Genomic DNA, 21,240 nt, shown 5'->3' on the forward strand with positions numbered 1-21,240 from the left:
GGCATCTAGAGGCACGTCCAACCTAGGCCACTGATAACGCCAATCTAATCACGTCCCAGACTTCCTGCGATTGTCTTCTTTACAAAGCATCTGGCAATTGGCGGCGTTGGTTTTGCCCCCTGCGTGCCAAGGGTCGATGTGGTCGGCTTCCATCTCGGTGATTGCAAAGGTTTCTTTGCAGACAGGGCAAACGCCGCCTTGACGCTCATAGGCTTCGGTTCGGTCTTTTTCGGAGAACTTGCGAATGCTGAGGTGGCGTTCCTTGCCGTCGAAGATGTAGCTATAAATGCCTGATTTTGCTGATACATCATCATCAATGAGTAGGCGCTTGACCTCATCTTCCGCCTTTGCCGAGTCGATGACAGTCGGGCCATATTCGTTATAGAGCGGTCCCCACGGGACACCCTTCATTTGGTTACGATATTTTGGGAAACACGCCTCAGCCCATTCGATGACAGCTTGGAAATAGTCCCAAAGCTCTTTGGCTGATTGCTCTTTTTGATGGTCCGACATGTATTGTTCGATGTTACCATCTGGCGCGTGCCACTTGATAGCCGTCTCAAGATATTTTTGGCGAATGGCTTCACCCGTTAGATATTTTGTTCCGATAGCCTGAGCGGGACAGTTCCGTTTGCTAAACCATTTTTTGGCGTCTGTGACCCATTCACCGTGAAAAACAGCGTTACGGAGTTCTTGGTCTGATAGTTCTGCACCCGCGATGTTGATCGTCTGGAACCACTCCAACTTTTCAGTATCCGTCCCGCTGCAAAGGTAAACGGTGAGGGGATAGTCGAGTAATCTTTCTTGCTCGTCGTCTTGCAGGTTGTGAAACGCGCGTTTCTGCTCGAAAGAGCCGATCTGCACCGAAAAATCACCGTTCACATATTGGCACAGGGAAATGGTGCGTTGTTGTCCGTCGATGATCTCGAACTCGCCATTTTCACGCACGGCCCAATACATGACGTTGAGGGGGAAGCCTTTGGAGGCCGTGTCAATTACCGCATCACGCTGCGCATCCTTATAGACAAACTCCCGTTGAAAGGGTGGCCGGATATCCAGCTTGCCGCCGTAGCCCGTGACGCCACCTTCGGTGTTGTCGGTGTAATCTTCGCTTAGCTCGCGAACGGTGATTTCTTGGAGAACAATCTTCATTGGGCGCGCTTTCGTATAACAATTCGTTCGTAGAGACGACGAAATGTCCCATCGCCATTAGGCAAATAGAAACGGGGCCCGCCCTGTTGAAAAGTTCCTTTTTCTGCAACTTCGGACATGCGTTGTCCAAGCGTGCGACTAGAGCCGAGAATTTCAAACTGGTCTGGATTATGCTTGTCCAAAAACGTGATAGGCACACCCATCGGCCCATCATAATCAGCAGGAATGTCGTTTGTTACATCGACGTTGATGGCATCAAAATTGTGATAGTGTGGATAGTCATCTGGAGTGTATTTCCGATGCAACACAAGATCTTCGTGACGCTCAGCGAAATCCATGTTTGTGAACCATCTTACGCTTTTTACCTTGATGAATTTTTTTCCATTCTCATCGATCCCACATCCCGCCGCCTCTAATGGATAATCGTCGGGTACACCGAAAACTCGATCACCACTACGAATGCTTGGGCCAAGCCAAACCTTGTTGGCTTGAATCAGCGGGAAAACCTCTTTGTAGGTGACCGCGTTCATGTTTCCGATGATGAGGAATTTTTTGCCGTGCTCGACCAACTGCGCGATGTAGTCGCGGAACAACGAAAAGGGCGGATTTGTCACTACGATATCCGCCTGTTTCAGCAAGGCGACACATTCATCGCTGCGAAAATCGCCGTCACCATCTAGTTGCTTCACACCAATTTCTTCGATGTCAGGCACGCGGTTGCCGTTCTTGTCGCCTTCATAAATTAGTGAAATAGCGGCTTCGGCGTCGTTTTCGCTGAACAGGTCAAGCGCACGGCTCTTATAGCAAGTCGTTATGAGCTTACTCAGGCCAAGGTGTTCGAATCCATAGGAGAAGTAGTGAAAAAAGTTGCTGACTCGCGGGTCATCGCAGTTGCATAGAACCACTTTACCTTTGAAGTGATCCCTATAATGCCGAAGCTCTTTCTCGATATCCTCAAGGCGCGTATAAAACTCGTCCTTTTTGGCTTTTTGTGCGCCTCTTAGGCCTGAGTTTTGCGTAGCTTGGTTCATGGGCAACTTTTCATTTTTGTCTGAGGGTACAGCCTTAGGATCGGGACGATGCAAGGCGTTAGTTAAGCTCACCGAATTAAGGCTGGGTTTAACCTAACCACTGTCCGGCTAGAGACGATCGAAAATCGAAAGTTCCTTGCGTCGATGTTTCATCAATATGCGCAGAAGCCTTTGCGCTACGATAATGCCGATAGGACCAAGAACAACCATTACAACGTAAAGGGAGCGTGCAATGTCCCAAGTTGTTTGGTTCGCCGTAGCGATCAAGGCAATCACACCACCGAAAAACAGGAACGCGCCTGAGATGCCGACTTGCCGCGCAAAGGTAAGTACGTCTTGGTCGCAGGGGTCCAAGTCTGACTTTGTGGCTTTCAGCGGCTGATATGTTTCGGTCATGGCGGTCTCCTGATTAAAGGGTTTGAAAGTAGTGGCTGGCGACCTGTGCGGGGCTTTCGCCCGTCTGTGCGGCCTGCGCGGCGACAAACCCGATGATCTTGCCGAGCTTGGCGATAGGTAGGTTTGTTCGGCGACGGTCAGCCTCGGACAAGACAGCGATTGCGCTTGCCTCAGCCAGTTCGGGATCGTCACTTTTGTGGATCTTGCCGCGCCCCGCCAGCAGCCAGTCAAGATTCACTCTGAACGCCTCGCTGATGTTCAGAGCTGTTAGCGCAGGCAAATCCCGTTTCTCCTGCTCATAGTTCTTATACGCGCGGTCAGACACGTCGATGGCAGCAGCCATAACGGGCTGAGTAATGTCGTTTATTTTGCGAATTTCTCGCAAACGAAGGCCAATACCGCTCAAGTCCGTTGACAAGATGCACCTATGAGTTAATATTTCACCCATATGTGCACTTGAAGAGTGATTTGGGCGATCCTGTTCACTCTTGCAGTGTTTTCAACTGAAATCCAATGGAAAGGTGAGCCGTGACCAAACCTCTCGAAACACCAAAGGAACTGGCTGAGCGCGTAGGTCTGCCCGTGACCAACATCCGATATCTGATCCGCGAAGACATGCTGGACCATATTTTCACCGCGCCGGGGCAGCGTAACCCCAAGATTCCGAGTGGAGCTTGGGAGAAATATGTCTCTCAATTCACGGTCAAAGCCCAAAAGCCGGAGCGATGCAGAGCAGGCCAAGAAATGGGTTCTGACAAATGACGCGGCACACACCCATCATGGCCAGCGAGACGACCGCCGCGCGGTTGCTCGATTTACGCACGAATGAGTTCAAGGCTTTGGTCGACGAAGGTCACTTACCGCCGGGGCATGAAATTGCACCCGGCGTTGTTCGTTGGGATACTGAGGTTCTTAAACGGATATCAGCGGGGGATGTGACAGAGCTATGGGATCAAATTCAGTGGTAGGTCGGCGCAAGAAATACCTTTGGCGGCATCCGTCTGGCCGTTGGTATGTGCGCAAGATCGTCAATGGCAAGATGATTTATCTGGGACGTATTACTGCCGAAGAGGGTACGGCTGAATTCGACCGCCAATATTGGGAAATTTTGAGTGGCAAAAAAGCGAATGTGAAAACGTCGTGGGCTGCGCTTATCGACGCAATGCAAGAAACAGACAAGTGGGCCGGGTTTTCCCCGCGCTACCGAGGCGACCTCGAAAATGCCTTCGAATATCTGACCGAAAAAATCGGTCACATGGATGTGTCGCGGCTAACCCAAGCCGATATTTACGAGGCGATGGACCAAAATCGCCATCGGGTCAGGTTTGCCAATTACCTCCCCACAGCGATCAGCATGTTGTGCAAGTTGGCGATCCGAAAGCGTTGGCGAGATGACAATCCCGCAACAGAAATAGAACAGCTCAAAGTTCCGGAAGACCGCAAGAAACCGCATTTGCCATGGACCGACGGGTCCGTTGAAAAGATGCGGGAAGAGGGTGAGCCATTGCCTCGCCTGATTTTTGAGATTGGTGTGGGAAGTGTCCAGCGCCCCGGCGACTGGGTGGATTTTCAATGGGGCGACTATGATGGCGATACACTCAAGCTGCGCCAGAATAAGACAGATACGGTCCTTTCACTGCCCTGCACAATTGCACTCAAGGCGGCACTGGATGGAGCGAAAGCTGATCTAGGCGTAGCGCCCCACCCATCGCGGCACATCCTGACGCGCGCTAACGGTTCCAAAATGGACTATCACGCGATGGCGCGTGTGATGATGCGCGAGCGTAAGCGTTTAGGCCTGATGGCCCATGACCAACACGCCTTGCGGTATCGCGGCGTCATGGAATTGGCGTGGGCGGGCTGTACGGACGATGAAATCGCCAGCTACAGCGGCCATACATCCAAAGAGATGATCATCAAATATGCGGGGGAGGCCCGCCAAATCATGCGCGCGCGACAGGCGGTAGCAAAGCGCAAATGACCCCGAACAGAACAAGCACAGAACGAGAAACTGATACCCGAGGTGATACCCAATGAGCAGAAAAATTCGTAACCCATTGATTTTATTGGAGGCGAGTGCCGGAATCGAACCGGTGTACACGGATTTGCAAGACTAGGTATGTGGCTGGTAAAAATGATGTTTTTGTTTAGAGATGTGTCTGAAGTTAAGGGAACGTTTCAAGAATGTTTAGAGTTCCTTGTCGGACGGTGGGACGTTGAGCAAACAGTTTAGAGGCTAAGGTGGGATCGAAGGAGCAAGAGTTCAGGCGTAGCTTCTTGTCGATGTTGAGAATTGCATCAAGCCAATTTGGGCCTAGGGCAGCCATTGGCAGCACCGCTGACGGATAGTCCAAGGCAATGGTCTGGTGCTGTAGTGCGGGGTTGCCCTAAGTATCTCATATGCAACAGAAATACATGGCATTGAAAAGGGCTTCGACCTGAGGTTGTCGTAGGGCACTCAAGTCAATAGCTGTGCAGCTGTGAACAATTTATAAAGGATACCAACTTGAAGCGTAATATTTTTTCGATCACAGCAGTTGCTTTGATGCTCGCGGCCTGCGCAACCACTGATGTTCAACAGCTTTCCAAGACTAGCTTTAAGGTTTCGACCCGTGGCGCGCCAGCCTGTGGTTCGTCCGGCACACGCAATGTAGCGTTCCGCACCGCTGCGGTAGAAGTTATCCGCCGTGGTCACGACCTGTTCGTCATTCAGGGTGATACAACGGGTTATGACGGCTGGTCGGGTATGAATGAACAGGGAATGGTTGTTCAGCTCGTCGACCCTCGTTCTCCCGATGCGAAGAATGCATTGTCGGCTCGGGAAACGCTCGGGGCCGATTGGCAGACTGCCGTACAGGACGGCGCTCCCATCACCTGCACCACGTAACTTACCTTTAAGCCGCGATAGGATTACTCCTATCGCGGCTACCTTGCACAAGAGCGTCCGATAAATCAGCTCTCGGCCCAAGCCGACCTTGGTGCGGGGCGCGTCTAATGACCGCTCCCAGCCCGAAGGATATATAGTCTCTTGACGCATTGGGCGGAAGATAGGCATTAGTTGCGCTCGAAATCTTCGCCTATTGCGAGTTGAAAGCAGACATAAGGCGATATCCGTTCCGAGCTAACTATAAGTTGTAGAACGACTTTGTGTCTGCATCGAGTGGGCTTTCGCCAATCCAACGAAGTCTGAAAACAAAATTTTTGGAAATACGACTTTCGGGTTTTCGCGTAGAAAATTGCTTCTGCTGACGTAACCAAATTACCTTAAATAGGGCTTTGACGCCCATTGAAATTATAGAAATTCATAACAGTTCCTAGCGCACGGATTATACAGCGCTGAATGAGTATGGATTGCCTTGGCATTTTGGAGATTGCTGCCGTATGTCCGATGAGGGCTATATGCACAAAGTTTTGGCTATTGATATGAGAGCGCAACATTGGCTAACAAAATTATAAGATCTACAATTATCCACACATCTCCACCAGTTCAGCTTCCTCACATCGAGGATGCCGATCCAGCGTCAGCTGGTAGTTTCGGCAGCCTCTACAAGCATTGTGCACAGAAGTATCTACCTAAGTTAGGTAGTACACTTCGGCTCGGAACGCTGTCTGAGTACCGGCGAAGCGAGAACAGATTTATAGTTGATCCGTACGAAGGCACTTTCAATGTATCCGTATCTTTTCCAGAGCCAACAAAGGTAAATATCAAAGAGTTATTGGATATTACACATCACACGTTACCGCTAGACTTTGATGAAATCTCACATAATATCATCGTTCGCCCCTTTCATGGCGAACTTACATCTGGGTGTGTGTACAGCACGTCTGACGCCAAGCTTTCTAAGCGCACCGAGCGAGATGTAACCGTGCAGGGAACAATCGATGTGCACGCTGAAGTGGCAGACGCTTATATACTCTGCCTAAGCACATCACCCGAGGTAGGCGCAGTAATACTTGATCCACAATACGATTCTGTTTGGTCAATACCTGAAACTTCGCTGTATAACTTTGTTCAACGGCTGATCGCTGTATTATATGAAAACTTGGCCTTTCCGGAATGCCAGATTCCAGAAACTGTCGGTCCCCTGCAAGGACCAGGGTTTTCTTACCCGCCTCTGCCCAATCCTAATCTCACTGTTCGTGTCTTTGCGGACCTGCGACTCGTTGAATACAGAAGCAGAACTGTAACCTTCTCTGAACATATGTCTAAACATGACGTAAGCGAAGTTTTACAAGCCATAGATCGTTCAGAACAGATAAAACCCACTGAATTTTCCAAAGAACGCGAGTTTCGGATAGTATTGAGGCCGTTTTTATTCGACAGTCGAAACAATCAAAGGATTATGTTCCCAAATCTACTTCGACCCATCAATCTACCCTTTGACGATCTTTTAGTGCACACGCAGACTATTCTTGATCCTTTAAACCATGGTTAAGGAAGCTCCTACGGGAACCTCCAGCATATGACTTTTGGCACTGGCTGATGAGCTGTTTCGCCTTTCTTGAACATCAAATTGATGTGCCTATGAGACTGGAGATCAGCAATTGCGTGACAGTTTTACATCCGAGAGTTTAGGTGCGAAACATCGCGACTTGCGGCAGTGCGCAGTGGAAGTGTGGCGTAGGCGTCAACCGATCTAGATTTTCATACACCATGCGGCGCAGACCTAACAAAAAATATGTCCTTGAGCGGTGCCCGATATTAAGGGCTGATAGCAGAATGTTTGAACATCACACTGAACGGCAACTAAGTCCGATACAGCCGCTATTCGATCAGTGAAGTCAATGTGCGGTTTGCGCAAGCGGCACCACAGTGCAAAATCCCTTGTCATTGGGCAGCTATATCTCAAGTCATTGAGCGCACAATCTCAATGAGATTGTACGTCCTCGCGCTAGCGCATCGATTTACCTTCCAAACGCAGGAAATGCGCTCGGCTTCTTATTCGATCCATAAAAGCGTCCGCCAAAAGCGGATCTCCGATGTAGTCGTACCACTCATCGGGGGATCTTTGCGCAATCATGATAGTGGTGCTTTGCGATGAGCGGTCCTCAATTATCTCAAAGAGATCCGTTAATTCCTGCTTTTTCATTGGGCTCAAGGAAAAGTCGTCGATGATAAGCACATCGAGGCGAGATAGCTTCGCCCGAAATTTGGCAATCGTGCCATCCAATCGTGCGTACATGACCTCTTCCACAAGACGCCCAACTCTAACGTAGCGAACCGCAAGTTCATGCCGAACCGCAGAGACCCCTAGTGCGCACGCAAGCCAAGTTTTCCCAGTACCCGAAGCGCCCGAAACGACAAGGTTATGCTTCCGCTTGACCCAATCGCATTTAAGTAAATCAAGCATCTCCGATTTATCAAGGTTACGACCCGTTCGAAAATTAATCTCTTCTGGCTCTGCTTGGTATTTGAACTGAGCTGATTTCATTAAGCGCTCAATTTTGTTATTATAACGTCGCTCCGTCTCAGCTTGAAGCATACGTAGGATGCGGTCTTGGATAGGCATATCTGAATACTGAGGAAGCTGAAGTTGATGCTCTAATTCCTCACGGAAACCGGCCAAACGAAGCTCGTGCAGAAGTTCAAAGATCTGAGCGCTAGACATCTTCCGTACCTCCCGCTGGTAGATTTAAAAGTTCGGCAAAGTAATTTGCCCCACGTACATTTGTTTTCGGCATTGGATGTTCCGGAGAAAAGTTTGAAACTGTTGGCAACTGGTCTAGTCCGCCAGCAAGAATACACTCGACTTTTTTAGCAGACGGCTTCCCAATATTGACTGCCATTTCGCAGGCAGCATCAATCCGTTCTGGCGAATACTGCTCGGTAAATATTCTTAGTTTGATAGCAGTATTGGCGGTCTCTTGGGGCCGCTTGTTTACGCGAAAATGGTCGTCGATCAGCCGCTCGGCGTTTGGACCAATATCATGTACGTAGCCCTTCAGACCCGATAGACGTGTTAGAGCTGCACTGCGATGAGCAGCCGGCATATGATCAGGGTTCGTTATCAATTTACCATTTTCAACGCTCTTTTGGTGCGTGGCCATCAATCGCCCGAGATGGTAGATGTGCACCGTTGTCGTTGTGACTTTTACGTTCATCAGTTGATTGGCGAAACGCCACGGAACTGAGTAGCGACTACCCTCCGAAAAAACATGATAATCGCGTCCAGCCCGGATTTTTCGAGACCAAAGACCGTGCTCATATGGCGTTGCAGGTAGAGGTAGAAAACCGTCAGCATCAATACGTTCAAAAATTTCACTTCTGCTCTCGCCAAAGTGACCCGTAAGGGGGCGAGTGTTCAGCGCCTCCAAACGTGCGCGGATAGCTTCATTCATCTCGCCGAGCGAAAAGAACCGGCGGTTTCGAAAGGCCGCCAAAACATCATTTTGTACAATGCCAACTCCGTTTTCAACTAACGCCTTATCCTTCGGTTTACGTACTCTCGCCGCTTTCAAACCAAACCCATAGTGATCAGCCAGCTCCTGAAATTCTGCAGTAACTACAGCTTCTGATTTACCCCTGCGAGGCTCCGAAATTGCAGCTTTGAAGTTGTCCACCGTAACAAGTACAGGCACGCCTCCAAAGAATTCTAACATTTTGGTGAAAGCAGCCAATACTGGTTGCTTCGACTGACTTTCAATCGCGAGAAGGAACGTTTTTCGGCTTCTTGAGCTCACAGCGCAGAACAGTTCATAGTTCTGTTCATGCCCATCTTGGTCCATAAGTATTGGCTGTTTCTTCTTCTTGCGACCGACAAAATCGACTTGGATTTGCTCACCAGGTTCGTATTCGAAGGAAATAGTTATCTGTTTTTCTTTGGCGTGCTGCCGAACAGACCGAAAAAATGTTGACCGGGACATCGGGCGTTCACCAACATCGATCTTTTCTTTATACTCATCATAAAGAGTCGAAATGTTTACGCTACGCTCGGTAATCTCCACCATAATCTGATTAAAATTTGGCATCGCAAAGGTTTGCTTCTTGGTGAAGACACCTGGGGTGACTAGCTGCCGAAGTTCATCGTCATCCATATCGTCCGCTTCTTCAATGCTGAGGTCGAGTTCGGCAAGCCTTGCCCGCCAGCCAGCGGCTGTGTTTCGCGAACAGTTAGTTAAATCAGCGACTTGAGTGTTGTTGAGCCGGTTTTGCAAGAGGTAACGCACTCGGCGCTGTATATCTGTGAACATACTAATTTCTCATTTTGGTAAGCGCGGCCATTGGCGGGCAGCACCCACCTTGACTTCGCTTGGTTGATTTGAGAGAACTAGATACCAACGCCAATCGATAACTAATTCTAGGAAGCCGCCGAAGATTTTCGGCGGTTTTCTTTTGACTAGATCATGGGGAATACCTCTCTGGCCAAATAAGTTGAGGCTCGTTTTTGAGCGCATCTGCAATTGCTCGTTCAACTTTTTGCGATCTCGCACCGGACAAGACAGAAGATATTGTTGACGGTTTCAGACCAAGATCGCGCCCGATTTGGCTTAGAGAAGTTCCACTACTTCGAAGCTGGGCTTTAACGAATTCACGCTTGTTAATGGCGACTGAAGTGCGTTCCATCTTGGCGTCCATATATCGCTAGTATTCTTATGACTAGCTGGCCTTCAAGTGCTGCGTCAAGCTGAAGATAGTTGGCAAATGACTGTTATGTCTATTCTTTCTCTGGGATTGGACGGGCTTAGAGGGGTGTATATTTTGCACTAGAGACACCCGATCTAGGAGTTTAGCATGGTATATCGTGTCAATTCGCAGTTTGATCACCCACCAATGGCATGCAACAATCAGCGATTTTCGAAGAAAATGGCTGGTACCGCGCCGATAACCAGATAGTTAAATATCAAAAATTAATTCTTGAAAAAGGGCTCTGGTGCGCTGGAATATCGAGATATTGGAGGGAGACGGCAGTGATTCCCCCACTCAAGCTATCAGCTCGATCGACATCGGATTGCAGTCACACTGATCCATTTGAGAGGTTGTTCTCTACGATTGGATGACGATAATGCTCGTCCATGAGTTGACGGGATTGCCCCGTGTATTGCAGCAGAAAACAAAAAAGCGGACACCCCCGCTTTTGACAAAGTGCTACGTTCCCGGCCTGCGTCACTTAGGAGAAGTAAATGCCCGAAGTCATTCCAGCCGACGTGCCTGTCGATGTTTATATCGCGAAATCAGTCGAAAACCTCGAAGAACTTCCAAAACCTATCATTGCAATCATACCCGACCACGACAATCCAGGCTGGAATGATTTTGGACGCAATTTTTTCGCAAGATTGTATGTTCACCCCGTTGAAGGAGAAACCCTAGATTTCCATATGCGAGTGATGTTCCAAGGAAGTAACCGGAGTTCGAACGTTTTTACTGCGTTATTTGGAAAGTTCGGTGATTTACTCGCAGTTAACAATATCGAACAACCTTTTGCTTCACTGCTCCCTGATACCGATATGTATCGGGATGTCATCGCGGCTCTAGGCTTTGAGATCGGGGTAAGCGCGCTGCGGATTATGCATGACGCAACCGTCGCAAGGGTGGAAGGTAGCAATCCCGAGCTGCTCACATTAATCGGCGGTGAAGATTTCCACTTTGGTGCACTTCGTCATGGTGGTGCCTATGATGCTCTAAGACGCGGAGGGCGTTATTTTAGACCTAATCCACCGCCTCCAGTGGAAGAATTAGCCAGTGATTTCGTGTTTTCGGCGCGCATGCTCAGTGCCGACAATCCCTATACATTACCCTTCCATTTCGATCAGGATGAAATTTTCCGCGATAGGGCTTCTGTTCTCATAGGCCGAAACGGCGTCGGCAAAACACAACTCCTAAAAGCAATTGTTGATGGTCTTTATGACCCACAAAAACCTGATTACTCGCGTCAACGCTTTTTGCCTGCCCTTCGTCCTTCGCGGGTAATCGTATTTTCGTCGGTTCCAACCGATCCCTTTCCTCGCTCAATTGGGGCATGGCACGGTATTGACTATGAGTATTTTGCAGTAAACTCCCATATTGATGACCGTGCGGACACATTACTTGCCGCTCTGATAGCGTGTCGAAAATCTGGCGACCGAAACGTGTTGGGGCAAGACCGAGACAAGTCGCGAATGGATGTGATCCAAGAAGCTCTTGAGCCAATTGGTCTATGGCGGGGACTTCATGTGCCTCTGCGAGCGCGAATCCCCGGGGATACGCTACCGCACGTTGTAGAAATTGAGGGCCAAAGTTACTTTCCAATACGCAAACATCTGGAAGAGCAAAATTCCATCCGATTGATACAGCAAGTCGAATGGGATCGAAAAACTATAATCCTCAATAATGACATGGAAGTGCGCCGCCTCAGCAGTGGTGAGTACGCTATGCTCCGGTTCGCAACCCAGGCAGCGTCAGCGATAGAACAGGGTAGTCTGCTCTTGTTGGACGAGCCAGAGACACATCTTCACCCTAATTTCATCTCGAACTTGATGGAAATTCTCGACAATCTGCTGCAGTCGACCGGATCAATTGCCGTCATAGCAACGCACTCGGCCTATGTCGTACGCGAGACCCCCCGTGACCGCGTTAACGTCCTCACCCTTGAAGACCGTCAGATACGTATCGACAGGCCGCGCATGCAAACCTTCGGGGCGACAATCGATAGCATTTCTCAATTCGTGTTCGGGGATACTGTCATATCTCATAGCTTTCAAAAGACATTAGCAGATTGGGCCGATCACACAGGGCGTGAACTCGGTATTGACGGCGTCATTGAACAATATGGAGCTCAACTGAATTCTGAGAGCCTTTCCTTTATTGCCCGCCGGTTGGCCGAACCTCTTGCTGCCGTGCCTGAAGAAGATGAGCCGGAAGCCTGACAAATGCAGCACCTAACTTTTCCTGTGACTGTCGCCGATGATGAGGCGGAGCTCACTAAATTAGCAAAGAACCCGGAATGGACGCCCCACCAAGCCGCGTGGATCGCAGCGTATCAGGCATACCGAGCAAATTCGGGAAGTCCGTTTGCGGTTGCTCCGCAAAACTTCGGCCCAGGTGTTCATGACCGCCAGTATAAGCTGTACGACAACCGCAAGGGGTCTGGTGAGCTTCGTCGCATGAGGCGGAAAAAGGGGCTAAAATCGTGCCCAGTATGCGGGTCACCAGTGATCGGTGACCTAGACCACTACCTCCCCCGCACGGTTTTCCCTGAGTTCTCTATCATGCGGGCAAACCTTATACCCGCTTGCACCCACTGCAACTCTGGAGTGAAGGGATCCACAGTTCATGGCGAGAATCCGCGGCGGTTCATTCATCCCTATTTCGACCGTTGGGCGGAACAAGCGATCTGGCAAGTAGAGATCATATCGCCATTCAAAGCGGCGCGGTTTATTCCCCGTGCCCTTCCCAGTTTGGAGGAACCGCAGAAAGAAATTGTCGCGTTCCATCTTGAGAACGTCTTGGGTATTCAGTTCGACTTATCGACGGCAAATGAATGGTCATCGCTTCCAACCCAAATTAAGCTTAGAGATCCAAAGCTGACCACCACAAGCGTTACGCATCAGCTTACAATGGAGCTTCGAGTGGCTCTTGATGCAAGGGGGGCAAATAGTTGGCTGGCAGCCCTTTTGCGTGGCATCCTAAGCAACCCCCACGCAATAGAATATCTACGAAACGAGGCTATCGCCTCGGTGCTGCCGCCTGAGGTGTGAAAGTTACCGAAGCCGGCGCGCCTTCGCATTTAGATGGAGCTGTAATTCTCCGAAAAATTAATCGGCGCTTATGTCATCTTATAGCAGTTAGTTGGATAGTTCGTCTGTCGGGAGGCGCATCAACCTGCGGACAGCAATAGGGCGCTGTTCCATTGCGTCCGAGGACAGGGAGGCGATCACGTTCTTTGGGAAATCCACTTTTCCCATCCGTTCATTCAAGGTCAACCCGCCGATCTGGCGGAACCGCTCGTATGAAAACTCTAGAGAACGGCCATCGAGGGATTGCACGCTGATGACATCGGTCTCGCCTGGTGGCACGTCGTCGCTGCGGATCGTCATGACCGCCATAGCATCCTCAATACTTTCACCGGGCTGCATTCCAAGGATATTGTAAGGATAAGGCCGCTCTGCGGGTGTAGGTAGCGGCGTGAAAGTCTGTTCTTGGAGTAACAGCGGAGGTGGGCAGTGTAAGGAGAGCAGCAAACGCAGATGCTTTCAAGAAAAACGTGAGCAGCGGGGCATCGTGAGACCTTTCCGGAAGTTGGGGGGGGCGCGCGGCGGCGCGGCCTTTGAAACCCGACATTAATGAAGTTATATAGGGTTATCGACTGAGCGCCTCGCCTCGACTTTTCGCAAGGTATCCTTGCAAATAATCGAATGAACCTCCTTCCAGAGAAGCTGTGCCGACACACAACCATTCTCATTCATCAAACTGAATTGCGCTTCTTCGGGCGGAAGGCTTTCTGGATCGCCCTCGTGGGCGTCCATGTTAAACAGGTGCCCACATTTGTGCTGTCGTTCGAATATAGGCGCATTTGGAAGGTAGTTATCCAAGACGGGCAACCCTGTGAACGCAGCTTTCACAAGTTCGTATTCTTCATCAGATTCCACGCCGGACACCAAGCCATAGATCAGCGTTTTCTTTTTGCCGTGCTTAGCAAGCAGTTTACAGCTCACGGCTGCTTCTGATGCGTTCCTGAAAGGCACTATGATCAGATCGCTTCGACTTAGCATATCCAACACGAGGTCGTTTGGACGCCTTGGCGTGTCTACAAGCAGGTAAGCGAAGCCATCCATTTCGCAATAACAGTCAGAACGGATCATGCTTTCAAAATTGTGGACTTCCTCAACTCTGAAGTCGTCGAAGCTAAATCCACACTCTACTATTTTGCTCTCCCAAACCGTCAGCGAAGACGGTTTGCCATGACCGGTGGGCTTGGCTTCCTCTGTCATGTCTATAACTGCAGGTTTCTGTTTTTTCTCTTCAAGGATAGCTGAGGCTATCGCCATGACAGCAGTGGTTCGGCCGCTGCCGCCAATCGGGTTGAAGAAAGTGATAATGGTCACTGGCGGTACTCTCCTGCTCGATCCGGCAAGTACAGTATATCACCCCCATTTTGGGGGTAAACCCGAAATGGGGGTAGCGATCTCGTCATAATAATGGCGGATCAAATCTTGGCTGGTACTGTTCACACGGAAGCATATTCGAAACTGCTCAAAGCTCTCTTGGAGGTGCGTCGCGAGGCTGGTTTGTCTCAAGCCCAGCTGGCCAAGAAACTGGGAAAGCCACCATCATTTGTCGGCAAGTATGAAGTGGGCGAAAGACGGCTAGATGTGATTGAGTTGCTATTTATCTTGAGAGTTTGTGAGCGAGAGTCATACAATTTTATCAAGTTTATCGAAAGCCAACTGCCCGACCGGCTATAGAACAAAGTTAGCATTCGGCTAGATAGCCACTTCAATCGATCAACGACGCTCATAGCTCATCCGAACGTTCCGAACCGTCCAAAAGAGACATAATCCAATCGAATTGACGCGGCGTTGCAGCTTTCCCGCGGCTGTCATTAAAAGCTTGTTTCTAAAATTTTCAAGGATTTTTAGCTAGATTTCTCAATTGCATGCACACCATTGAGAAGCGAAATGATAGATCCGCAAGTTCCTGTAGGATGCCGTCTCGAACTTCAACTGATAATTCATGGTTATGAATCTGGGCCACGCCGTTCTCTTTTTTTACTTGGTTCGAAATGACAGGCTGACCTATTGCAAGAAAGTCAAAAATAAAATTGGAGTGAAGGAGTCCGTTGCGTCGGATACGCTCTTCGTCGAGCTGCTTTAAAATGATGTCAAGCTCATCATACCAATCCTTTTGTGGAGCCAAGCGAAAAAACTCATCGTCTATCGCAAATTTATGAAAGGCCTTTATCTTGTCGCTAAAGGTTTTCTTGACCAACCAGTTGAGCGTCGTTTTTGAGTTTGTCACACCCTTTCCAAGAGTAAATATTTCGTCAATTTTATCTTCAAACCATTGGAAACTAATCACATAAATTCCAATAAAAGCATACACTTTCTCGGCTTCCTCTACAGCTTTCGGGTCTTCCATCCATCGATCACGGGTCAAAATAAAGATTCCTCATTGAGAGTGCGCCGAACCACTCTTCTTTTCTATCATCGACGAGATTATCAGTTTGAGCTTTATGACTAGTCGTCGCTCCGCCCAAAGCAGCCTTCTGGTAATTAATAATAATGTTGCAGCATGGCCTATCGAAACAGATATTAGCGGCAACCGCGCGAACTAATGACAAAGCACGCTTTAAAGCCGATTAGAATGGCAACACCAAGATTTCTTCTTCGGTTGCCAACTTACGCATCAGTAAGTTCTGTCGCACCGCCTCGACGTTGGCGGTATAAATAACATGAGCAAGGCTGTTTTTCGCTCTTGTTGAGGTGACGTAGAATAGCCGTCTAGTGCGACCCAATCCTGTTTCTTCACCAGCCTTGTCCTTCGCGACTAATTCTGCAGTCGGCTCTTTCGCGCCGAAGTACTGTTCATAGGAGAACATGAAACCACCAGCTTCATCATCATCCATAATAGCCATTACACGTTCAAATTCGTTCCCCTTTACCCCTTGGTGTGTTCGGTAGATTGATTTGCCCGCAATATAGTCGCGGTAACCCCGAACTTGTCGAAAGGGTGTATCGAGCGCTGCCGCCCATGCGTCAAATTCGTCATCATCTGGCAGTGGATCGGAAATTTTTGGGACAATCATATCATTGTCGAGATCAATTTCTGGCAAAACTTCATCTTGGATGGTCACGAAAGACTTAAGCTTGGAAGGGATAAGCAGAAGATTATGTTCAGCAATGACAGCCAGAACGTCCTTCAACGAAACGTTGCTGTTAGATGCAACGGACTTGAGCGCACTTTCAGCTATGCGTGCGACACGCAAAGGGTCAGTTTCATTCTCAACGAATACGGACTCATGGAGTAATGGCGACTTGTTGTCTCGTAGGATTTTCATGGTTTCAAATACGTCTTCAGCTTGTCCAGCCTCCACTAACGGTAAGACAGAGTTTGAAAAGAAGTTTAGTTCTGAGCTTTCTCCCACAAAAAGCCGGTCCCTAATCTGACTTGATCTAGAAAGTTCGTCTGTCAAAAACTCAAAACCAAGTCGGCGACTGACCATTCTATGCTCAAGTAGCAAGACTGCGGTTTGGTCGGCTGTGGGCACATTCCACGCTAGGTCACCAGCAGTCTCTGCCATGAACTTCCTAATACCTCGCTCTACCTGATCCTTGTCTCTGGTTCCGTGAGGAAGCAAAAAAAATCGAACGAAACCTTCGGTAGCACCATCTCTGGCATACTGTAGCCGCTCATCATCCTCTTTTCTGATGGTATTCCCTAGCCCGACAATGCGCTTAGCGGATCTATGGTTCATCTGCTTGTCAAACTCTTCCCATTGGCTAGGAAGAGATTTGCCGAGCTCGGGCTCTCCACCACCAAATATGCGCTGCATCCTGTCACCGAACAAGCCAACAACGGTTTTATCAGCTTGTTTTTTTTGTAGCGAGAATATTGCATTGATCACATCTTTGTTAGTGTCTTGGCTCTCATCCACAAATATGAACGGGTACTTGTTAGCAAGAACTTCTGACATCATCGGTTTAACTGTTACAAAATGGGCAAAGATCTTCAAAACATCAGCGTGTGCAAGAGCATTCTGAGCTGAATTTACCCCATTGGGATCATATTTAAATTCCTGTGGATTGGCTAACCACTCCATCTTTTCGGTTAAGCGTAAGATACTCCTTTTTCTTGCGTCGGACGCTTTGCCAGCACGCCCCCGACGTTCCTGTTCTTTCAATTTTTCAAGTTCACCTGGTATCTCTGACAAAAACCATTGCCGAATATCCTCATTAAACCCCGCGATTGTGTGCCAACAAAAGCTGTGGATCGTTGAGATGGTAAAAATTGAGTTTCGCTCAACTCGATCTCGAATTTCGTCGGCGGCGTTGTTTGTAAAAGTGACAACTGCAACCTGTTTACCAAGACGCGAGAACACTTCTTGGTACAGAGATCTTAAATGTTTTAGCGCGTTCTCAAGTGAAAAGGTCTTCCCTGATCCAGCTCCAGCGAAGATGATAAAGCTCTTCCCTGATCCTAGCTGCAAGCACTCCCGAATACCTGCATCGACCGGGTTGTCATGCTCTATTGGTTTGGTAGTGGCTAAAGTGTGGTCGTTGGGCATGGTGTCTCGCTCATAAACGGGGGAATAACTGGGCTTGCAACCATTCAAGACCCTCGCGGATGTATGCAGGCGGTTCGAAAAAATTATCAGCTTCTGACGCGATGTAAAAAAGGCAATCAAAAGCGAAGTCACCTTTTGTTAGCGTTTGCACATATCTAAATAGAGCCTCTTCAAGCAGTACTGAACCGTCTTCGAAGCTCTTTTTTGCTGCCTGCAATTTAGCGATGCCGTCGAAGTGCGGGTGAACGAAATTTTCAAGAATAAGCGCATCCTCAAAAGTTCTGCTGAGAACTTCATTTTCACCGAGTACTATCGGCTTTTGGTAAGCCACAAATAAAGGTACGGTCGAACTCTTACTGGAAGAGGGCTCTGGGGGAAGCGCAACTAGAGCATCGATCAAGCGCTTTCGGGGATACCAGCTTGTGAGTGTGTAATTGCTTGTTGTTTGGGTTACACCTTTTTGCGGTGCACATTTTTGCTTTGCGGCGTCCCGCGAGTCCAAGTCCGTGATAACGAGTGTGACCACACCTAACTTTTCGACAAGAGCTTTGTATTTGTGCGTATGAGCGCCGCTTACTTCCAAAATGGACAGATACCTCTTGGACAGCCCTCTAAACCTATTGGCAATAAACTCGGGAACCAAAAGTCGTTCGGCCTGACCTTCGACAAAGATGACCCCATCAGCAAAGAAAATGTCACAATGAGTTAGCTTAAGGTGTTTACTGACAAATTTCATTGCATCTTCATCTGTGGAGAATAACTCGGACATATTTTCAATGGATGTATGATCCATATTGACTGCACCATTTGCGGAACTGCGGCGAAAGTACCGTAGGTCCTTAAAATTGACGTCGTTTACGACGTGGCTCGAATGAGTACTCACAACCAACTGAGTCTGAAAAGTTGAATCTTGACCTAGTGCGGGGTGTTTTCGTAGTGTTTCGTAAGCTTGCGCTATAAACACTCGCTGTACCTGAGCGTGTAAGTTGACCTCTGGTTCCTCAACTAGAACTAAGTGAATTGGCTCGATTTCCTCAGTTAAATCTTCGTCAGACGATACAGACTTCCCTTTTCGCATCCATTTGTCACGAAAACCCAAAAGCCGAAACGTAAGGTAGATTAAGTTCTGATACCCAAGCCCGAGATAGCTTTCCGGAAGGTTCTCATCTTGGTTTTTATCAAAGCGATATCGGACCGATGAAGACTTTTGGAGCGCGTCTGTGCCACTGATTTTGGCAGCAATCTCCACAGTAGGATTACCTCCAATACCGGGGTACCCCATATCTACCAGTTCTTCTAAGGGCGCTTTGAACTGTTGCTCAAGGCGCTTTGTAAATCCTTCTTCCATCTCTTGTTGTTTTTGGAGAACCTCAATATCTCCCGCCTCTGGAAAATCATCAGGATTCAAGAAGCGGTCGTAGTACTCGCGAAGCAGTTTATGCAACCTTTGTTTCTCTGAATATGGCCCTTTCTCATTAGCACTATCCTCGGTGCCAAGCCCTCGCTGTTCGGAGATCACATCCACTCGGATCAACTTTCGCAGCGCACCGGAATTTAATGGTTGAAGACGGGGCTCCGATTTTCCCGCTTGCTCACCATCTTCATCCAAGTCTATTGCGGTCTCCGTATCGAGGCCAAGAATATAGTGCTTCTGCTTTATATATTTACTAAAATTGCTACCCTTCTCTAGAAAGTCGAAAAGATTTTTTGGCCATAGCGAAACGCCGTCGTGCTTTGCCACCACTTCTCTTGCCTTGCTGTAGTCTGCCGCCAACTTTGCAATTTCCACTGGTTCATATGCGATCCTGACCCCCAGTGGTCCTCCCCGCCAATCAAGATGGGGGAGGATGTCTCTGGCCCTATAGGCTTCCCTTGCCTCAGCACAAATAGTCACATCGAGCCGAGGTAAAAGACTTACCAGTTGCATTCTCAGCGTTTCCAGTCGCCCAGTGCTGATCTCGTCTGCGCCAAGCTGCACTCCGATTGATGAGATTAACTGCCAATGCTGCTTCGATATATCCCGCACTCGCAAGTTTTCAGGCCGCATTAGAAAAGTGTATAGAGCGCCAATACCAGAGGTTTTGCCGCTATTATTTGCCCCAACCAGTATCGTTTTTTGGTCGTCCAGCACCAACTCTACATCAATCAGTCTACGGTAATTTTTGAGGCAAAACGACGAAATTTTCATACGCAACTATCCAAATTCAAAATACAACCTTAAGTCTATAGTTGTTGTATAGATGTTCAACGGTGCAAGGCGGTTTTGCCTCTTTAACAGGAAGTAATATTTTCGCTCACTGAATATTTGACCGCAGAAGTACTACATAACTTCTAACGCATCTTTGTAAGATAACCAAACTCTGCCGCGGCCACCTGAACATCGGTGCCATCGCAGGACCAGACGTTTACGTCAGCAGCAGGGGGTAAGTTCGACGTTTTCTGATAGAGCTGACCGACAGCTGAAAAAGGTCTACTTGTGATGCTTAATGGTATTGGCGCCCTGAGGCAGATTTCCAAACGCTAGGCGTCGCGATGTAACACGACCAGTTGGCGCTACAATCTCAACTATCGCGTTGTTCAATGCGTCCACAAAAAGCCTGTTAAAAATCGTCGGAAATTTGGGATGGCTGAACATTACATTGGGCAATCGAAGGTCAGCAAGCGTACCAGCCAAATAGTCAGGCAACCTAACGAACTCGTCGTGCTTCGTGATGCCGTCCATAAGCGGAGATGCAAACATAAGTTGCGGTCTAAGAACGTCAATGACACCCCCTGAGCGCCTCCTCATGATTTGAAACAACAACCAGGCGAGATCGAACGCAAGCCCATCGTGCCGATCAAACATTGCATCACGATCAGTTATCCACCGGATACTTAGAGGCGATTTTTCCTCGTGAATTAAGTGGAATACAAGCGCGCCAAATGAAGCAACTAGAAAAATTCTCCGAAGAAGCGCCGTTGACGGATTCTTACTGGAAAGCTCGCGTTCCAGCTGTTGGCATTTTCCGTCCAAATCGGTGTAGTACTGTTCGTTACCCGGTTCTGCGGATTTCCAATCGGCAACGACTTCTCTAAGATTTTTTGCTATAGATTTCATAGCGTCTGTTGTGATTGCAGCCTTCAAGTAGTTGCTGTCTTTCTCAACTAAGAAATTATAACTGAAAGTTACCGGCGAACAAAAATAATCTAGGAATTCATTAGACGGAGTACGCGTTCCTTTGATATCCTTTGGCGCAAACGCGGAAATCCACGATGCAATATTCTGATCGGTGTCATGCTTTGGCATAATTACAAAAGAAAACGCGTCGCTTTTCTTGTTCTTGTTTCCAACGCTGTAGTCCGAGGCAACTGTCCAACTCGCGGCAACTGGAATTTCTTCAAACCAACGACGAAAATCGGAACGAACAGTTTGACCTGAAGTCTCAAGCAGCCTGATGAGTTCTAGCATCTTCAAAGCATCC

The 21,240-nt window shown here is 48.5% G+C and carries 21 protein-coding genes; 8 read left to right on the top strand and 13 right to left on the bottom strand.

Annotated features, from left to right (window positions below):
- Positions 1–48: 48 nt before the first annotated feature.
- The 4 genes from K3757_RS05300 to K3757_RS05315 form a co-directional block, all read right to left on the bottom strand.
- Complete coding sequence (locus tag K3757_RS05300) at positions 49–1,152, bottom strand: DUF262 domain-containing protein (RefSeq protein WP_259999923.1); 1,104 nt, start codon at positions 1,150–1,152, stop codon at positions 49–51.
- Positions 1,149–2,183, bottom strand: coding sequence for an adenine-specific methyltransferase EcoRI family protein (locus K3757_RS05305; protein WP_259999924.1), 1,035 nt, complete (start codon positions 2,181–2,183; stop codon positions 1,149–1,151). Before K3757_RS05305 ends, K3757_RS05300 begins: the two co-directional genes overlap by 4 nt.
- A gap of 108 nt (positions 2,184–2,291) precedes the next feature.
- On the bottom strand, positions 2,292–2,579 hold the full coding sequence (locus K3757_RS05310) for a hypothetical protein (protein WP_259999925.1): 288 nt from the start codon (positions 2,577–2,579) through the stop codon (positions 2,292–2,294).
- A gap of 13 nt (positions 2,580–2,592) precedes the next feature.
- On the bottom strand, positions 2,593–3,027 hold the full coding sequence (locus K3757_RS05315) for a helix-turn-helix domain-containing protein (protein WP_259999926.1): 435 nt from the start codon (positions 3,025–3,027) through the stop codon (positions 2,593–2,595).
- Positions 3,028–3,107: 80 nt separating this feature from the next.
- On the opposite strand from K3757_RS05315, the gene K3757_RS05320 reads away from it, so the two are divergent.
- The 5 genes from K3757_RS05320 to K3757_RS05340 all read left to right on the top strand — a co-directional run bounded on the left by K3757_RS05320 (position 3,108) and on the right by K3757_RS05340 (position 7,015).
- Positions 3,108–3,341 (top strand): hypothetical protein, encoded by a 234-nt coding sequence (locus K3757_RS05320; RefSeq protein ID WP_259999927.1) that lies wholly within the window; start codon positions 3,108–3,110, stop codon positions 3,339–3,341.
- Positions 3,338–3,547: a hypothetical protein gene (locus K3757_RS05325; protein ID WP_085632936.1), complete on the top strand. Its 210-nt coding sequence runs from the start codon at positions 3,338–3,340 to the stop codon at positions 3,545–3,547. The genes K3757_RS05320 and K3757_RS05325 overlap by 4 nt, the downstream gene beginning before the upstream one ends.
- Entirely contained in the window at positions 3,526–4,560 is a 1,035-nt protein-coding gene (locus tag K3757_RS05330; RefSeq protein ID WP_259999928.1) for a tyrosine-type recombinase/integrase, read from the top strand. Before K3757_RS05325 ends, K3757_RS05330 begins: the two co-directional genes overlap by 22 nt.
- A gap of 525 nt (positions 4,561–5,085) precedes the next feature.
- The gene (locus K3757_RS05335; RefSeq protein ID WP_259999929.1) at positions 5,086–5,466 is read left to right on the top strand and encodes a hypothetical protein; all 381 of its coding nucleotides are present in this window, start codon (positions 5,086–5,088) and stop codon (positions 5,464–5,466) included.
- A 550-nt stretch (positions 5,467–6,016) separates the two neighbouring features.
- Positions 6,017–7,015: a hypothetical protein gene (locus K3757_RS05340; protein ID WP_259999930.1), complete on the top strand. Its 999-nt coding sequence runs from the start codon at positions 6,017–6,019 to the stop codon at positions 7,013–7,015.
- Positions 7,016–7,471: 456 nt separating this feature from the next.
- Here K3757_RS05340 and istB read toward each other — a convergent pair whose 3' ends face one another.
- From istB to K3757_RS19100, 3 genes are all read right to left on the bottom strand, one after another.
- Complete coding sequence (gene istB, locus K3757_RS05345) at positions 7,472–8,188, bottom strand: IS21-like element helper ATPase IstB (RefSeq protein WP_259999931.1); 717 nt, start codon at positions 8,186–8,188, stop codon at positions 7,472–7,474.
- Positions 8,181–9,770: an IS21 family transposase gene (gene istA, locus K3757_RS05350; protein ID WP_259999932.1), complete on the bottom strand. Its 1,590-nt coding sequence runs from the start codon at positions 9,768–9,770 to the stop codon at positions 8,181–8,183. The genes istB and istA overlap by 8 nt, the downstream gene beginning before the upstream one ends.
- A gap of 151 nt (positions 9,771–9,921) precedes the next feature.
- Positions 9,922–10,155 (bottom strand): transcriptional regulator, encoded by a 234-nt coding sequence (locus tag K3757_RS19100; protein WP_409202573.1) that lies wholly within the window; start codon positions 10,153–10,155, stop codon positions 9,922–9,924.
- Positions 10,156–10,700: 545 nt separating this feature from the next.
- Here K3757_RS19100 and K3757_RS05355 point away from each other — a divergent pair.
- Positions 10,701–12,422, top strand: a complete 1,722-nt coding sequence (locus tag K3757_RS05355; protein WP_259999933.1) for an AAA family ATPase — start codon at positions 10,701–10,703, stop codon at positions 12,420–12,422.
- A gap of 3 nt (positions 12,423–12,425) precedes the next feature.
- On the top strand, positions 12,426–13,253 hold the full coding sequence (locus K3757_RS05360) for an HNH endonuclease (RefSeq protein WP_259999934.1): 828 nt from the start codon (positions 12,426–12,428) through the stop codon (positions 13,251–13,253).
- An 87-nt stretch (positions 13,254–13,340) separates the two neighbouring features.
- Here K3757_RS05360 and K3757_RS05365 read toward each other — a convergent pair whose 3' ends face one another.
- A complete protein-coding gene (locus K3757_RS05365; RefSeq protein WP_259999935.1) occupies positions 13,341–13,601 on the bottom strand; it encodes a hypothetical protein in 261 nt (86 codons plus the stop codon).
- Positions 13,602–13,844: 243 nt separating this feature from the next.
- Positions 13,845–14,600 (bottom strand): ParA family protein, encoded by a 756-nt coding sequence (locus K3757_RS05370; protein WP_259999936.1) that lies wholly within the window; start codon positions 14,598–14,600, stop codon positions 13,845–13,847.
- A 108-nt stretch (positions 14,601–14,708) separates the two neighbouring features.
- Here K3757_RS05370 and K3757_RS05375 point away from each other — a divergent pair, with 108 nt between their 5' ends.
- Positions 14,709–14,960: a helix-turn-helix transcriptional regulator gene (locus tag K3757_RS05375; RefSeq protein ID WP_259999937.1), complete on the top strand. Its 252-nt coding sequence runs from the start codon at positions 14,709–14,711 to the stop codon at positions 14,958–14,960.
- A gap of 160 nt (positions 14,961–15,120) precedes the next feature.
- On the opposite strand, the gene K3757_RS05380 is transcribed toward K3757_RS05375, so the two are convergent.
- The 4 genes from K3757_RS05380 to K3757_RS05395 form a co-directional block, all read right to left on the bottom strand.
- Positions 15,121–15,651 (bottom strand): hypothetical protein, encoded by a 531-nt coding sequence (locus K3757_RS05380; RefSeq protein WP_259999938.1) that lies wholly within the window; start codon positions 15,649–15,651, stop codon positions 15,121–15,123.
- A 202-nt stretch (positions 15,652–15,853) separates the two neighbouring features.
- The gene (locus K3757_RS05385; protein WP_259999939.1) at positions 15,854–17,779 is read right to left on the bottom strand and encodes a UvrD-helicase domain-containing protein; all 1,926 of its coding nucleotides are present in this window, start codon (positions 17,777–17,779) and stop codon (positions 15,854–15,856) included.
- Positions 17,780–17,789: 10 nt separating this feature from the next.
- On the bottom strand, positions 17,790–19,967 hold the full coding sequence (locus tag K3757_RS05390; RefSeq protein WP_259999940.1) for an AAA family ATPase: 2,178 nt from the start codon (positions 19,965–19,967) through the stop codon (positions 17,790–17,792).
- Between the two features lie 282 nt (positions 19,968–20,249).
- A complete protein-coding gene (locus K3757_RS05395) occupies positions 20,250–21,227 on the bottom strand; it encodes a hypothetical protein (RefSeq protein WP_259999941.1) in 978 nt (325 codons plus the stop codon).
- Positions 21,228–21,240 lie beyond the last annotated feature (13 nt).

The sequence above is a fragment of the Sulfitobacter sp. S223 genome, from assembly GCF_025143825.1.
Classification (GTDB): domain Bacteria; phylum Pseudomonadota; class Alphaproteobacteria; order Rhodobacterales; family Rhodobacteraceae; genus Sulfitobacter.